At 71.8% G+C, this 14,941-nt stretch carries 9 protein-coding genes; 1 reads left to right on the top strand and 8 read right to left on the bottom strand.

The genetic code is table 11. The annotated features are described in order from the left end of the window. Positions 1–10: 10 nt before the first annotated feature. The 8 genes from ACQPZP_RS04185 to ACQPZP_RS04150 all read right to left on the bottom strand — a co-directional run bounded on the left by ACQPZP_RS04185 (position 11) and on the right by ACQPZP_RS04150 (position 12,748). The gene (locus tag ACQPZP_RS04185) at positions 11–1,237 is read right to left on the bottom strand and encodes a Wadjet anti-phage system protein JetD domain-containing protein (RefSeq protein ID WP_433476307.1); all 1,227 of its coding nucleotides are present in this window, start codon (positions 1,235–1,237) and stop codon (positions 11–13) included. Beyond that, on the bottom strand, positions 1,234–4,578 hold the full coding sequence (locus ACQPZP_RS04180) for an ATP-binding protein (protein ID WP_433476306.1): 3,345 nt from the start codon (positions 4,576–4,578) through the stop codon (positions 1,234–1,236). Before ACQPZP_RS04180 ends, ACQPZP_RS04185 begins: the two co-directional genes overlap by 4 nt. Then, the gene (locus tag ACQPZP_RS04175) at positions 4,575–5,246 is read right to left on the bottom strand and encodes a DUF4194 domain-containing protein (protein WP_433476305.1); all 672 of its coding nucleotides are present in this window, start codon (positions 5,244–5,246) and stop codon (positions 4,575–4,577) included. Before ACQPZP_RS04175 ends, ACQPZP_RS04180 begins: the two co-directional genes overlap by 4 nt. Further along, the gene (locus ACQPZP_RS04170; RefSeq protein WP_433476304.1) at positions 5,239–6,753 is read right to left on the bottom strand and encodes a DUF3375 domain-containing protein; all 1,515 of its coding nucleotides are present in this window, start codon (positions 6,751–6,753) and stop codon (positions 5,239–5,241) included. Before ACQPZP_RS04170 ends, ACQPZP_RS04175 begins: the two co-directional genes overlap by 8 nt. Before the next feature lie 118 nt (positions 6,754–6,871). Beyond that, positions 6,872–8,320 carry a hypothetical protein gene (locus tag ACQPZP_RS04165; RefSeq protein ID WP_433476303.1) on the bottom strand — a complete coding sequence of 483 codons (1,449 nt, stop codon included), beginning with the start codon at positions 8,318–8,320 and terminating at the stop codon, positions 6,872–6,874. 302 nt (positions 8,321–8,622) lie between these two features. Next, complete coding sequence (locus tag ACQPZP_RS04160) at positions 8,623–10,797, bottom strand: MMPL family transporter (protein WP_433476302.1); 2,175 nt, start codon at positions 10,795–10,797, stop codon at positions 8,623–8,625. Between the two features lie 113 nt (positions 10,798–10,910). After that, positions 10,911–11,579, bottom strand: a complete 669-nt coding sequence (locus ACQPZP_RS04155; RefSeq protein ID WP_433476301.1) for a response regulator transcription factor — start codon at positions 11,577–11,579, stop codon at positions 10,911–10,913. Continuing rightward, positions 11,576–12,748, bottom strand: coding sequence for a sensor histidine kinase (locus ACQPZP_RS04150; RefSeq protein ID WP_433476300.1), 1,173 nt, complete (start codon positions 12,746–12,748; stop codon positions 11,576–11,578). The genes ACQPZP_RS04155 and ACQPZP_RS04150 overlap by 4 nt, the downstream gene beginning before the upstream one ends. Before the next feature lie 224 nt (positions 12,749–12,972). Here ACQPZP_RS04150 and ACQPZP_RS04145 point away from each other — a divergent pair, with 224 nt between their 5' ends. After that, complete coding sequence (locus ACQPZP_RS04145) at positions 12,973–14,940, top strand: protein kinase domain-containing protein (protein WP_433476299.1); 1,968 nt, start codon at positions 12,973–12,975, stop codon at positions 14,938–14,940. Position 14,941 lies beyond the last annotated feature (1 nt).

The following is a 14,941-nucleotide window of genomic DNA, read 5'->3' as shown; positions in this document are numbered from 1 at the left end:
CGCGCCAGGTTTATGGATGAGATCTCATGGTGACGTCCAGCAGACGGGTTGCCGCGTCGGCGAGAGGAATCGCTTCCTGTTCGATCCGGCGGAACGGGGTGGGGCCTGCGGTTGCGATGGTGTCGTACGCGGTCGCCTCGGCTTCAGTGAGGTGCGGCAGGATCGCCGGGGACGGGTTGACGGGGCGACCGGCCTTGTCATGGTTCACCCCGTGCTGGGCGTAGCGGTGCAGGTCGGTGGCGTCCATCAGGATCGAGGGGATCGGTTTCGGTGGCGCGCCGTCCGATGCGGGCCCGGCGAGCGCGGCGCGGAACCGGTCGAGGATCGCGTATCCGTCCGCGTCGATGTCTCCCCAGTAGACGACGTGGTCCGCGGCGCGGATCCAGGGCACGTTCGCGAGCAGGGCCGCTGCCGCCTTGCCGCCGCCCTCGACCACGATCGTGTCCCGCACCGGTGGGAACCAGAGCCGGGAGTCGCGGTTCTCGACGACGAGGACGATCCGCGGCCGGTAGGCGGTGTCGTGCGTGTCGCCGGTGGTCCAGGCGTCGTGCCTGCGGCGGCCCGACGCGGCGTGGTCGGGGTCGACGTAGGTCAGGTGCAGCACGGTCGGACGGGACCGGACCTCATCCCGGACGTCGCGTCCGGCGACGTCGCGCAGCAACGCACCATGGGTGTCGAGCCACTTGGTGTGCATGCCGGGGACCGGGAGTTGACGTGCGCTCCATGCGCCCGCGTCCGGGTGCCGGCGCAGCCAGGTCACCGCGCTGAGCAGCACCTCGGCGTCGTCGGCTCCGAGCTGGTAGGCGGCCCGGACGGTGGCCGGGGTGAGGACCGCGCCGGCGGACCGCAGCGACGACGCGAGCGCACGGGCGCGGGCGACGTCCACGGTCGGCGGTTCGGTTCCGGAGACGAGGGCGACGGCGGCGTCCAGACCCGCGACGAGCGTGGTGGGGAAGTCGTCCGTCACGCCTTGGACGGACACCGGCTTGCGGACGATCAGCACGCCCGCGGAGTGCCGGTCGGCGAACTCACGCCAGCACATGTGCCACTCGTGCCAGGCGGGGTATCCGATCCGCGCCACCACGCTGCCGGTCGACACGCCTGGGCGGAGCGGGACGGAGAATGTGACCGGGTCTCCCACGCCGAGGTCGGCGCACACGGCTGCCGCCCACTTCCGGTGGACCTTGCGGCGAAGCGACTCGACCGCGTCGGCCGGGGTGATCAGTCGGGGGGTCATTCGTCGGGAACCGCCACGATGGGTTTCGCCCACGACCGCCCCTCGGTGTTCTTGAGGATCACGTATTCGGCGTCCACGTGGGGTTCGATCGCGCTGTGCTTGTCGTTGGGGGCGCTGATGACGAGCTGGAAGCCCAGCCCGCGCCATGCGCCGATGGCTCGGCCGGTGAAGTGCGCGTCCGCCTTGATCAGCGCCTCGTCGAGGAAGACGGGGGCGTAGCGCGGCCGTTCGGCGCCCGCGTCGCCCAGCTGGTAGCGCAGCGCGGCGCCGACGATGAACGCGACCAGTTCCTGGGACTCGCCGCCGGACTTCTCCCCGATGTGGTCGTAGACCGCGACGTGCTCGCCGGCGAGGTCGCATTTCTCCGCGCTGATCCGGACGTGGTTGCGCACGTCGACCAGGTCGGCGTAATCAGGCGCGGTGCGGCGGATGCGGTCGATCACCTTGGCCATGCGGTGGTAGGCGCGCTCCCGGTCGGCGTCCGTGGCCGACTTGTCGATGACGGCGCGCACGTCGCGCAACTCCTTGCGGAACCGGGCGCGCACCGCGGAGTGGCTTTCCTGCGGATCGATGCGCAGCCGGTGGCCGTCGTCGGCGAACGGCAGTCCGGCGAGGATGCGGTTGACCGGGTCGATCCGGTCGCGGATCTCCCGGACGGCGGCGGCGAGCTCGCTGTCCAGGCTGGTCAGGTCGTTGCCGGAGAGTTTGAGCAGGCTGTCGCGCCACTCGGTCTCCAGCTCGTGCAGACCGCTGGTCTCCAGGTCGGTGAGCAGGCGGTCGAAGTCGCGGTAGGAGGCGTCGGGGTCGGTGCCGAGGTTCGGGTTCGGCCAGCGCTCGACGAATGTCGAGAACGTCTCGTGCAGCGCCGTGCGTGACCGGCTGATCGATTCCTCCGCCGACTTTCGATCGTCGTGCATCCGTTCGACACCGCGCCGGTGCGCGGCGTCGAACTCCGCCAGCGCCGTCGCCGGGTCGGCGCCGTCCGGAGCGTCGTCGAACAGCCCCGCGAGGTACTCCCGGTGTTCCCGGCTCACCTCGGTGCCGGTCGCCGCGGCGGTGTCGAGCGCCCGCTGGGCGCCGTCCACCTCGTCGACGATCGATTCCCATGCCCTGCCGAGCCGCTCGACCTCCTGCTTCTGCCCACCGATGCGCTCGGTCAGCCCGGTGACCCGCTCTTTGAGCTCCTCCGCCTCCCGCTGCAGCCGGTCGATCTCGGGGTTGCCCGCGCGGACCTCGGCGATGACCCGCTCCCAGCGGTCCCGTTCGGCGACGACCGACTCGACGTCCACCTGGTCCCAGGACAGTTCGGTCACCGTCTTGTAGGCGGTGCGTCTCTCCTCGAACGAGTTGAGGTCCTGCTCCGCCTTCGCCGCCCGTGCGACGGCGTCGTCATGGCGTTCCCGGGCGTGGTCGATCCGGGTGTCGAGGTCGGCGAGCAGCCTGGTGTTGGTGAATCCCAGCAGGTTCGCCCGGCCGTGACCGCCGTGCGCGCCCCGGCCGCGCTGCGACGTCTGGCCGGTGATGGTGAGCGCCTTGGGGTACTGCACGAGCAGTTTGGGCGTCTCGACGCAGACGAAGTCGAACCTGCGGGCGAGTTCGCTCTTGAGCCAGGCGGTGAACGGCGACGGCCGGTAGTCGAGCCGGCCGGGAAGCGTCTTGCCGTCCAGCCCGACCTCGTCGCGCATGCCGGTGCGGACGCCTTCGAACTGGATGCGCCGGGCGACGGGCACCATGTTGATCGCCTCCTGAAACGCGTTCAGGCGGCCGATGTCGATCAGCATCCGGGTGGCGAACCCGCCGAGCGCCAGGTTGAACGCCTCCCGCCACGGTTCGAACTCCGTGCGCACCTCGATCAGCTCACCGACGAACGGCAGGTCGTCCGGGGTGAGGCCGGCGGCGTCGGCCAGGAGGTCGCGGGCGGCGTGCAGGTCGGTGGGGATGTTGCCGCGGCGGGCCTTGACCGCACTGTGCTCGGCGCGCAACCCGGCCAGGTCGCGTTCGGCGGCCTTGCGCTCCGCGATCGCATCGGCGAATTCGTTCTGGGCGATCCTCCTGGCGTCGGAGTCGGCCAGCGCCCGGTGCGCCGTGTCGACCAACGCGGCGAAGTCCTGACCGGTCGACACGGTGGCGCCGACGGTGCCCAGGACGTCGTCCAAACGCTTCCGTGCGCGTTCGACGTCGGCCAGCCGCAGTTCCACGCCACGGATCTCCCGTTGCGCGGTGTCCAGCCGGTCGCCGCCTGAGGCGCGCAAGGTGTCGAGCACCGCGTCCCGCTGCGACTCCGCCGCCTTGATCAGCGCGGCCGTCTCCTGCGCCTCCTCCTCGGCCCGGCGGCGCCGTCCGGTCAGGTCCCGCTCGGCCTCGCGCAACAGGTCGAGCCGGCGTTCGTGCCGCCACAACGTCGCGGGCGACCCCGGGTCGGTGAACGATCCGACATCGTCGATCACCTGCAACCGTGTCACCGCGCCGTCGATGGCCTCCCGATGATCGCGGATCGGGGTCAGCGCCCGCACCTGCCGGCGGGCATTGATCATCCGGTCCCGGGTGCCGGACAGCTCGTCGAACTGCTGCACCACCTCGTCCGCCGTGGCCAGGGTGGCCGGCTCCTCCAGGACCATCGTCTTGTACAGCGCGTCGACGGTGGTGATCTGCTGACCGGCCTGGATCCGGCCGAGCAGCCCGACCGCCTTGTGCCCGTCCCCGGCGGCCCCGATGCCCAGCGCGGTGTGCAGCCGGGCGGTGAAGTCCCGGTCGGTGTCGAAGCAGGTCAGGCCCGTCGCGGTGACCGCGGCGCGGGCGAACCTGCTGCCCGCGGGGCCGTCCAGCTCGCGCAGGTCGTAGCCGTCGTCCCGGGTGGCGCGGACCACGACGACGTCGTCGAGGCTGCGCGCGGACGACGGCACGTACCAGGCCCGGAGCGCGGTGAACACCGCACCGCTCCGGTCGGCCCAGTTCATCGCGATCGCCGACCAGGTGTCGCGGCCGTCCCCGCGCAGCACCCGCAGCCTCGTCTCACCGTCCGCCCGTGACTCGTCGAGTTTCCCGCGCGCGTAGGAGAGGATGTTGCGCTGGTCCTTGCCGCGCGGCCGGCCGACCACCCCGCCGTTGGACGCCCCGTTGAAAGGCGTGGTGTGCGGCATCAGCAACGCGATGTAGGAGTCCATCAGCGTCGACTTGCCCGACCCGGAACCGCCGCTGAACAGGGTCGCGCCGGGAGCGAACCGGACGCGGTGATACCCGTCGTAGCCGCCCCAGTTGACCAGCTGCAGGTCCCGCGCCACCCACTGCTGCCCGCGCGATGCCGCCGGGATCAGCCCGAACAGCGTGTCGATCATGCTCATGAAGCGACCCCGTTCTGCTCCCGCAGCCAACCGTTGAGCTCGGTGAGCTTCTCGGTGCTCAGCACGACCTCGACCAGCGGCGTGATCCGGTACCGGCCCGCGGACTCCTCCGCGAGCAGGCCCTCGGTGACCAGCCGCTGCACCGCGTTGCGGATCTCGCGCTGGCCGCGGGCGAGGTTGTGATCGTCCGGATCGAAATAGGTCAGCACGGTCTGTTCGAGCTCTTCGATGTCGACCCGCGCGGACGTCTCGCCGGTGCCGCGTTCCCGCTGGAAGACGGTCCGCAGGTGGACCAGTACCAGGGTCTCGGCCCGGTTGTAGGGGTCGTCCCTCAACAGGATCGGGACGTCCGACTCCGCCGAGCGCACCTGCTGCTTGTAGGCGATGCCCCGGTCGTGATCGACCACGAGCCGGACGAACAGGTCGTGCAGCCGCGACTCGATGATCTGCTGGTTCTCCAGCAGCGTGCGCCACTGGGCCGGGCTCTTGTCCGCCAGCAGGAATCTGCGTTGCAGCAGCCGCACCAGCACCCGCCGCACGTCCACGTCCAGCGTGCCGGTGTCACCGGCGAACAGTTCGGCCGGGTCGTCCTCCATCGCCACCGGCTCGATGAACCCGGCCGCCGCGCCGCTCGGCAGGTCGTCCGCGGCGTCGTCCGGTTCACTCATCGTCGTTTCCCGGCCTCTCGTCTGCGGTGCGGGTCGTCGCCGGGTTCGCCGCCAGCACGCCGCCGAACGCGAGCCGCCGCCGGGTCTGGTCCGGCCGGACCGCGTCGACCACCGCGACCTCGGCCGTGTCGGTCATTCCGAAGTCGTGCGCGATTTCCAGCAGACCGAGCAGATCCACAGGCCGCCGTATCCGCTCGGCCGCCGCGCGGAACGCGGCCGCGACGTCAGCACTGTCCGCGTCGCCGGCGAACGCCGCCAGATGCGCGCGCAGTTCGGCGTACTGCGGGCCACCCCATGCCCGGGTGTCCGCGGCCGGCATGTCCTCCGCCTCGTCCCATTCCCGCAGCGGCGTGGGCGGCTGCGGCGGCCGCAGGTCGCTCATGGTCTGACGGAGTTGCCCGACGTCGGCCACCGGCAGGCGGCGGAGCGGGGCGACGACCGTGCCGCGGCGCGAGCCGGGCACCCAGGTGTGGAATCCGGCCATCACGTCCCGCAGCAGCTCGTCCACCTGGCGGTCGCGCATCGGGTCGTGGTTGCGCACCTGGGTGGTGATGACGTGCGACGCCTGCCGCTGCGCGGCCAGCACCTCCTTGACGCCCTGCTCGATCCGGCGTGCGATCTCGGCGAGTTCCCGCCGCTGCGGTTCCGGCATCAGGTCGGTGAACCCGTGCCGCAGCACGGTGCGCAGCAGGTTCCACAGGTCGTCGATCTGTGCCGGGTCGCCGATCAGGCGCAGCGCCCCGGCGAACGCGCGGCCCTCCGGCGTGGCGTCCATGATCTGCCGGCCGCGCTCCAGGTACTCGCGCAGCACCTCCCCGGTCGGCCGCACATCCTGCCGCAGGTCGGCGACGACGTCACGCTGCATGGCCTTGATCGACTCGGCGACGCGGGCGAAGTCGGCGGGCAGCTCCCGTGCCAGATGCAGCACGTTCTCGGCCGCCTCCAGCAGCTGGTCGTCGTCGGCGGTTTCGACGACGCCGCCCCGTTCGAGCCGGTCGAGTTCTCGCCGGCGCTGATCGATCTCCGTCTGGAGGCGCGCCATCCGGGCCATCACGTCCGGGTCCGCGTCCTGCGCGAGCCGCTCGACCGCCTCCAGCAGCGTCCGGACCCGGGACTCCGACACCCTGGTCCGCGCCCCGCCGACCCGTCCGGCCACTTCGAGCGCGCCGACGCCATGTGCGGACAGCCGGTACACCTCGACGTCGTCGGAGACCTGCCGCACCAGCCAGCCCGCATGCACCCACTGCCTGCACAGGTCACGGGCGTTCCCCGCGGGCAAGGGCTGGTCGCCCTCGTCGCCGTAGCCCGCCGCCCGCAACTGGTCGAGGGCGTCGGCGATCTCCGCATGGGCATCCGCCACCGCCACCGTCGACCGCTCCGGCGTGAACATCATCGCCAGCACCGTCACCACGAACGGCGCGTAGGTCCGGTGGAGCAGATCGAGCATCGGGTTCTGGAACGCCCGAAGCGCACCCTGATATGCGCCCTCCACACCTCGTGTTCCCATCGCCGACCAGAGTACGACCTTGGTCTGACGGACGACGACCGAGTTCCGGTCCCACAGCGGCATCTTCAGCGCCGCGGCAACGGCGGCCGCGGTGGTGGCGGTGCGGTGGGCCTGGGGCTCAGGGGCGGGAGACCGGGTGTTCGGGCGCGGGGCGGGCGGGTGATGGGGAGAGGTACAGGCGAGGACCGTCGCCCACCACGGTGACGGCCTGCCATGGCCCGGGAAGGGCGGGGCGGCGGGCGGTGACCAGGGCGACGCGCAGTCCCCGGGTCCGCAGCCTCTCGACGTTGGCGGCGGTGATCGCGGCGGACATGTCGCGCGCACCGAAGCCGTCGCGCATGTCCGGGGCATGGCACCGGCGCAGGAAGGCGATCTGCGGCGCGAACCCGCCGAGCACGGCACAGTCGCCGCCCACGCCGCGGGCGGCCAGGGCGTCGGCGGCCTCTACGGGCCAGGAGAGGGCCGCCTTGGCCCGGTCCGAAGCACGGTCGGCCTCAGCCAACTGCAACCCGGTGTGGACGAGAGCCGTCGCGAGAACGGCGGCGGCAAGGATCTGGCCCGCACGCCGCCTTCGCGCGGCGCGCAGGATCGCGGTGAGGCCCGCGCCGGCCGGCAGGGACAGCAGGGCGAACACGGGAAGCAGGTATCGCGGAACGGCGAGGTCCGACAACACCACATACGCACCCCCGAAGACGGCGGCGGTCGCGGTGCAGACCAGCAGGGCACGGCGGGTCTCGCCCCTGGCCGCCCACAGTCCCGCCCCGACCAGCGCGAGGCCCCCGGCGCACCACACCGCCGTGGCGAATCCCACCGGGCCGCAGTCCACCGTCGTGGGCGGGCACGACTCCCGGCCGCTCAACGTCGCCAGATAGCGCGGCAGGACGAAATGCAGCCCGCTCGCGCCGTTGACCGACTGCATCGCCCGCAGGCGCGTGATCGGATCATCGAACCGGACGAACGACTCGACCAGCCACACGCCCCACCCGGCGGCGAGCCCGCCCGCGATCCCCGCGGCCGACCACCGCCACCCCGGCACCACGATCGCCGCCACGAACAGGGGCAGCGCGAGCCACAGGGCGTCCGTCGGCCGCAGCAACCCGACCCCGGTGATGATCAGCAGTAGCGGGATCCACGCGCGGCGCCCGCCCGCGACCAGGACGCCCGCGGCGCCGACGGCCCCCAGCGCGACCGGCATGTTCGGCAGCACGGTGGCGCCGAACCGCAGGGACACCCACGGCACCGCGAACAGGGCCGCCGCGGCCGGCGCGGCCGCACGGTCGAGCACTTTCGACCATGGCCAGAAGGCGAGCAGGAGCAGGGCGGCCGAGAGCACGGCGAAATAGACGCGGATGAGCGTCACATCCGAGGTCCAGGACGTGACCGGCGCGGCCAGCAGACCCTCGCCCAACGACCGATGCACCGCGAACGGGATCCGCGGCGTGCCGCCCGAGAACTGGCTCGCGTACACCGCTTCGTCCAGATCCAGCGGAACCCGCAGGCCGCCCGTCGCCGCCTGCAGTACCGCATACCCCAGCGCAACGCAGCCGAGCGCCACCCTGGCCGACATACATCCCCCGGTCGCCATCAGCGTTTCCCCAGGCCAGGCTAGATCATCCGCCCTTCCGGCCGACCGTGACGGGCCGGTCGGCCCGCGATTGAACGGTGAGCGCACCGCCGCACCGATTCGCCCAGCGCTCGACGACCGCAGGAAACGAGCAGTGCCGCCTGGTGCGGTACATCAGCTTCTGCGGGGTGCTCGACCACGAACCGAAAGTCCCCAGCCCGACGCCCGCCTTCTTGGCGATCACGCTCAGCGGGGCATCTGTAGCGACATGGGCAGGGCCTCAGGACGGCGACCGGCAGCCCAGATCAGGGGGCGATCGGTTCGGGTTGCCGACTTTCGTCGACCGGTTCTGCGGGGCCTTCGACGGACAGATGCGGCAGGCGCCTGCCGAGCCAGGCGGGAAGCCACCAGTTGGCGTTTCCGAACAGGTGCATCACGGCCGGCACCAGGACCGTCCGCAGAATGAACGCGTCGATCGCCACGGCGGCGGCCAGGCCGATGCCGAACTCGGCGATGACCCGCTGGCCCCCGAACGCGAAGGCGACGAACACCGCGATCATGATCGTGGCCGCGGCGGTGATGACGCGTCCGGTCTCCGCCTGGCCGACCGCGATGGCCCGCCGGTTGTCGCGGGTGTGGACCCATTCCTCGTGCATGCGGCTGACGAGGAAGACCTGGTAGTCCATCGACAGGCCGAACAGGATCGACAGCATGATGACCGGCAGGAACGCCTCGACAGGTCCGGCCGCGCCCAGCCCGAGCGGATCCGAGCCCCAGCCGTACTGGAAGAACGCGACGAGCACGCCGAACGAGGCGGCGGTGGCGAGCACGTTCATGACGGCGGCGGTGAGCGGCACGAGCAGGCTGCGGAACGCGACGAGCAGCAGCAGGCAGCCGAGCGCGATGATCACCGTGAGGAACAGCGGGAGCTTGCCCGTCAGCACCTCGGCGAAGTCGTCGAAGATCGCTGTCTGGCCGCCCACGTAGACCTTGAGGGTGCTGCCCCGCTCGGCCGGCGGGATCACGTCGTCCCGCAGATGGCTGATCAGGTCCGCGGTCTCCTTGGACTGCGGTGAGGTCTTCGGGACCACCTGGACGATGCCGACCTTGGCGCCGGGCTCGGCCGGCAGCGCGACGACCGCGGCGACGCCCTCGGTGCGGGAGACCCGCGACGCCAGGTTCTGCAGGGCCTGCTGGTCGGACGCGGCGGGCGTCTCCGCGACGAGCTGGAGCGGCCCGTTGAACCCGGGGCCGAAGCCCTCGGCCAGCATGTCGTAGGCCTTGCGGGTGGTCGTCGAGGCGGGGTCGTTGCCGGCGTCGGAGGAGCCCAGGCGCAGCGAGAGCACGGGCAGGGAGAGCACGGCGATGAGAACCAGGGAGAGCGCAGAGAGGATCACCGGGCGCCGGTCGACGGTCCCCGCCCAGCGGACCCAGAAACCCGGCCGGTCCCCGCCGCCCATGGTCTGCGCACGGCGCTCGCGGCGGCTCAGCGCCCGCATCCCGATGAAGCCGAGCAGCGCGGGCAGCAGCGTGACCGCGGCCAGGACGGTGAAGACGACGGTGGTCGCCGAGGCCACCGCCATGCCGTTGAGGAAGCTCATGCCGAGCACGAACAGGCCGAGCAGGGCGATGACGACGGTGCCGCCCGCGAACAGCACCGCGCGGCCGGAGGTGTCGACCGCCTTGACGACCGATGACTCCACGTCCATGCCGGATTTCAGGTTCGAGCGGTGCCGGGTGACGATGAACAGCGCGTAGTCGATACCGACGCCGAGGCCGATCAGCGCGCCGAGGATCGGGCCGACCTCGCCGATGCTCATGACATGGGTCAGCAGCGTGACGGTCAGCAGGCCACCGCCGACCCCGGCGACCGCGGTGCCGATCGGCAGCAGCATCGCGAACAGCGAGCCGAACGCGATGAACAGCACGATCGCGGCGGCGACGATGCCGACGAGCTCGCTGCTGCTCGTCCCGGGCTGCTGCACCTGCTGGATCGGATCGCCGCCGAGCTCGACCTCGAGGCCGTCACCGCGGGCCGCCTCGGCGGTGTCGACGAACTTCTGGAGGTCGGCCTTCTCCAGCTCGTTGGCCGGCTTGGTGAAGTCCACCGAGGCGTACGCGGTGTGCTTGTCCGCGCTGATCTGCCGTGCGCCCTGCGCACTGTACGGGCTGGTGATCGCACCGACGCCCGGCATCGTGGCGAGCCGGTCGAGGGTCGCGGTCATCTTGTTCTTGACGGAGGGGTCCCGGACGTCGCCGCTCGACTCCCACACCACGCTCGCGTTCGCGCCAGACTGGGCGGGCATCGTCGCCTTCAGCAGGTCGAGCGCCTTGGTCGACTCGGTGCCGGGGAGGGAGAAGCTGTTGCTGGTCTTGGAGCCGACGGCGGTCGAGGCGATGCCCAGACCGGCGAGCGCGGCCACCCAGAGCAGCACGACGAGGAGCCGGTGGCCGTAGCACCAGCGGGCAAGGGCGGACAAGGGGAACTCCTCACGGGCGAAGCCGACATGATGCGTTCCAGCCTTGTGCGCTCCGACCGCCGGATTGTCCGCCTGGCGGACGGTTTCGGGTGTACCGCGATCGCAGTACCGCCCTACACCGGAGGTGGTGAACCGGGCCGGACGAGGCCCGTCTCGTAAGCGAGCATGACGAGCTGGGCCCGGTCGTGCGCGTCGAGCTTGGCCTGCGTCCGGTTCACATGGGTCTTGGCGGTGTACGGGCTGATCCCCAGCCGCTCGGCGATCTGGTCGTTGCCGAGCCCGGCCGCCACCAGGATGAGGATCTCCCGTTCCCGCTCGGTGAGCGCCGCCACCCGCTCGGCGGCGGCACCCGCGTCCTGCGCGGGCCCGCGCAGGAACCGGGCGATCAGTGCGCGCGTCGCGCCGGGGGACAGCAGCGCGTCGCCCCGGGAGACAAGGCGGATCGCCTGCTGCAGCTCCATCGGCTCGACGCCCTTGCCGAGGAACCCGCTGGCCCCGCCGCGCAGCGCGGCGAACACGTACTCGTCGATCTCGAACGTGGTCAGCACCAGGACCCGGACGTCCGGCAGCGCGGAGGTGATCTGCCGGGTGGCGGTGAGGCCGTCCAAGCCGGGCATCCGGATGTCCATCAGCACGACGTCGGCCCGGGGGGCGAGCCGGACCGCCTCCCGTCCGTCGGACGCCTCGCCCACCACCTCCATGTCGGGCGCGGCGTTCACCAGAACCTTGAAACCGGCCCTGACCAGCGCCTGGTCGTCGGCGAGCAGTACCTTGATCGTCACGTCCCCGTCCCCTCGTGCGGCAGGAGGACGCGGACCTCGAACCGGCCATCGGCCAGCCGCGCCGCGAAGGTCCCGCCGAGAGCGTGCGCGCGTTCCCGCATGCCGAGCAGCCCGTGGCCGCCCTCCCCGAGTTCCAACGGATCGAGACCCCTGGAGGATCCAGGGCCCGCTGCGGGATCGGCCGGGTTGCGGACGTGGATCCGCAGCGCGGACGGCAGGTACTGGAGTTCCAAGTCGGCGTACGGGCGGGACGCGTGCCTGCTCGCGTTCGTCAGGGCCTCCTGGACGACCCGGTACGCCGTGAGCCCCACCGCCGCGGGCAGATCGACGGGCGTCCCGGCGACCTTCTGGTCGACGATCAGGCCGGCGGCGACGAAGCCCGCGATCAGGTCGGGCAGCCCGTCCAGCCCCGGGGACGGCTCGACGGCCGCCTCGTCCGGGTCGTCCGGCCGGCGGAGCAGCCCGATCGCGGTGCGGACCTCCTCCAGTGACGACCGGGCGGCCCGCCGGATGTGCGCGAGCGACTCCTTGGCCTGGTCGGGTTCCGTCTCCATCACGTGGGTCGCCACCCCGGCCTGCACGTTGATGATGGCGATGTGGTGGGCCAGGACGTCGTGCAACTCCCGGGCGATCCGCAGCCGCTCGTCGATGACCCGGCGGCGCGCCTCCTCCTCCCGCGTCCGCTCGGCACGCCGAGCCCGCTCCTCGACCGCGGCGACGTAGGCGCGCCGGTTGCCGACCGCGATCCCCACCGCCACGGCCAGCGCACTCTGCGCGATCATCGCGATGATCTCCGGGCCCAGCCACCCGCGGTTGCCGAACACCACGCTCATCCCGGTCAGGAGGGCCGCCACGGCGGCGGCTTCCAGCACCGCCTCGCGCCGCGGTCGCCGCAGCGCGCACGTGTACATCGCGATCATCGTGGCAAGCATCAGCGGACTCTTGTGCCCACCGGACACGACATAGGCGGCCATCCCGGAGGCGGTCACGGCGAGCACCGCCACCGGCCAGCGCCGCCGGAAGGCCAGCGAGGCGCAGATCACGGCCCCGACGATCGCGCCCCGGACGGTCAGCGGCTGGGTGTCGCCGTTCTCGTCGAGCACCGGCACGAGCAGCGAGATCCCGTACACCACGGCGGCCAGCAGCGCGTCCATGACCGACGGACGCAAGCGCCCGAATGATGATGGAGTCAACGCTCACCTCCAAGTGCACCACGAGTGAAACACATGATCCCGCCATCGCCCCGATCGCACCCAAGCCCCCTGGAGCCGGAGGCGCTGGTCGGTCTCCTTCCGTCCATGCACTGCATCACACTGCGCCCGGAGGGCATCTAAAGAACATCTGTGTCTGCTAGAAAGTCTGCGACACCTCCGAGCCCAACGACGGGTGAAAGATGGAACCGCTGCGCCCTGGCGATCCTCTGCGGATCGGCCCCTACCGACTGGAAGCCCGGCTAGGTGCGGGCGGCATGGGTCAGGTGTTCCTGGGGATCTCCCCCGGCGCCCGCCGCGTCGCGGTCAAGGTCATTCACGCCGAGCACGCCGAGGACGATCGGTTCCGGCGGCGGTTCGCGCGCGAGGTCGAGGCCGCGCGCCGGGTCGGCGGGTTCCACACCGCGCAGGTCGTGGACGCCGACCCCCAGGCCGTATCGCCCTGGTTGGTCACGGCGTACATCGCCGGGCCGTCCCTCCAGGAGGCGGTCGCCGAGCGCGGGGCGCTCGATCCCGACGCGGTCCGGTCGCTCGCCGCGGGGCTGGCCGAGGGCCTGGCCGCGATCCACGCGTGCGGGCTGGTCCACCGCGACCTCAAGCCCGGCAACGTCATCATGGCGGCGGACGGGCCCCGGATCATCGACTTCGGTGTCGCCCGTGCGACCGACGCGACCGTGTTGACCTCCCACAATGTGGTCGTCGGCACCTACGCCTACATGTCGCCGGAACAAGTGCTGGGCGAGGTGTCCGCGCCGCCCGGCGACGTGTTCTCGCTCGGCTGCGTGCTCGCCTACGCCGCGACCGGCTCCGGCCCCTTCGACGCCCCCACCATCCCGGCGATCGTGCACCGCGTTCTGCACGAAGAGCCGGACCTGTCCGGGCTGCCCGGCGACCTGCGCAACCTCATCGCCGCGTGCCTCGCCAAGGACTACACGAAGCGCCCCACCGTGGACACGCTCACGACCGCGCCGCAGAGCATCGCCGCCCCGGCTCCGGGACCGCCGCGCATGCTCCCGCCGGAAGACGCCGTCGACACACACGCCAACGCGACGCTCGTCGCGACCCGGCGGCAGGACGGCCCGGCCGTCGCGCCGGCCGGCCAGGCCCCCGTCGGCCGCCGGGCGCTGCTCATCGGAGCGGCCGTCGCAGCCGTGGGCGTTCCGGCCGCGTTCCTCCTGACCCGAGGGGACGGCGAACAGAAGGCCGCCGCGCCGCCCGCGGCGCCACCTCGCCCGAACGGCCTGGCCTCCCCGAGCGGTTCACTCACCGCCGAAGGCGTCAAGAACCTCAGCGAGATCGCCATCACCGGCGACGGCCGGACCCTCGCCGCCGGCGGCCTGGACGCCACGATCACGCTGTGGGACCTCTCCACCGGGCGCGTCCTGCGCACGATCGGCAAGGCGGGCTGGGTGAGCGCGCTGGCGTTCAGCCCGGACGGCAGGTCCCTGGCCAGTTCCGCCAGCAGCGCCGGTGTACTGCTCATCTGGGACGCCGCCACGGGCCGGATCAAGGTGAACGTGCGGACCGGCCAGTTCGGGGCGAACTCGGTGGCCTACAGCCCGGACGGCCGCATGATCGCGGGCGCCAACCCCGACGCCCGGCTGTTCGACGCCGCCGACGGCCGCACCCTGGCGACGTTCGACCTCGGCCACAGCGGAGTCAACGCGGTCGCCTACAGCCCGGACGGCAAGATCGTCGCGGTCGGGGTGGACGGCTACTACAAGAAGTCTCCCGGGAACACCGTCCAGCTTCTCGACGGCCGGACGCTGCGCAAGCTCGGCCAGCTCGTCGGCCACACCGAGAGCGTGACCGGCGTGGCGTTCAGCCCGGACGGCAAGCGGGTGGCCAGTAGCGGCGCGGACCAGACCGTCAGGATCTGGGACGTCGCCACCCGCCGCACCGTGCGTGTCATCAGGGCCGGCGAGGCGACGGTGAAGGACGCGAAGTTCTCCCCGGACGGCTCGACCGTTCTCGGTGCCTGCTCCGACCGGACCGTACGGATATGGAACGCCGCCACCGGCGCGCTCACCGCGACGCTCGTCGGCCATTCCCAGGCCGTCGAGAGGATCGTCCTCACACCGGACGGCCGGACCGTGGCAGGCGTGGGCGGCAGCAAGCCCGACGGCACCGTGACGCTCTGGAAGGTCTGAC

This window comes from Spirillospora sp. CA-142024 (genome assembly GCF_050942325.1).
Classification (GTDB): domain Bacteria; phylum Actinomycetota; class Actinomycetes; order Streptosporangiales; family Streptosporangiaceae; genus Spirillospora.
The sequence above is the reverse complement of the archived record's forward strand: the minus strand, read 5'-3'. Positions and strand labels throughout refer to the sequence as shown.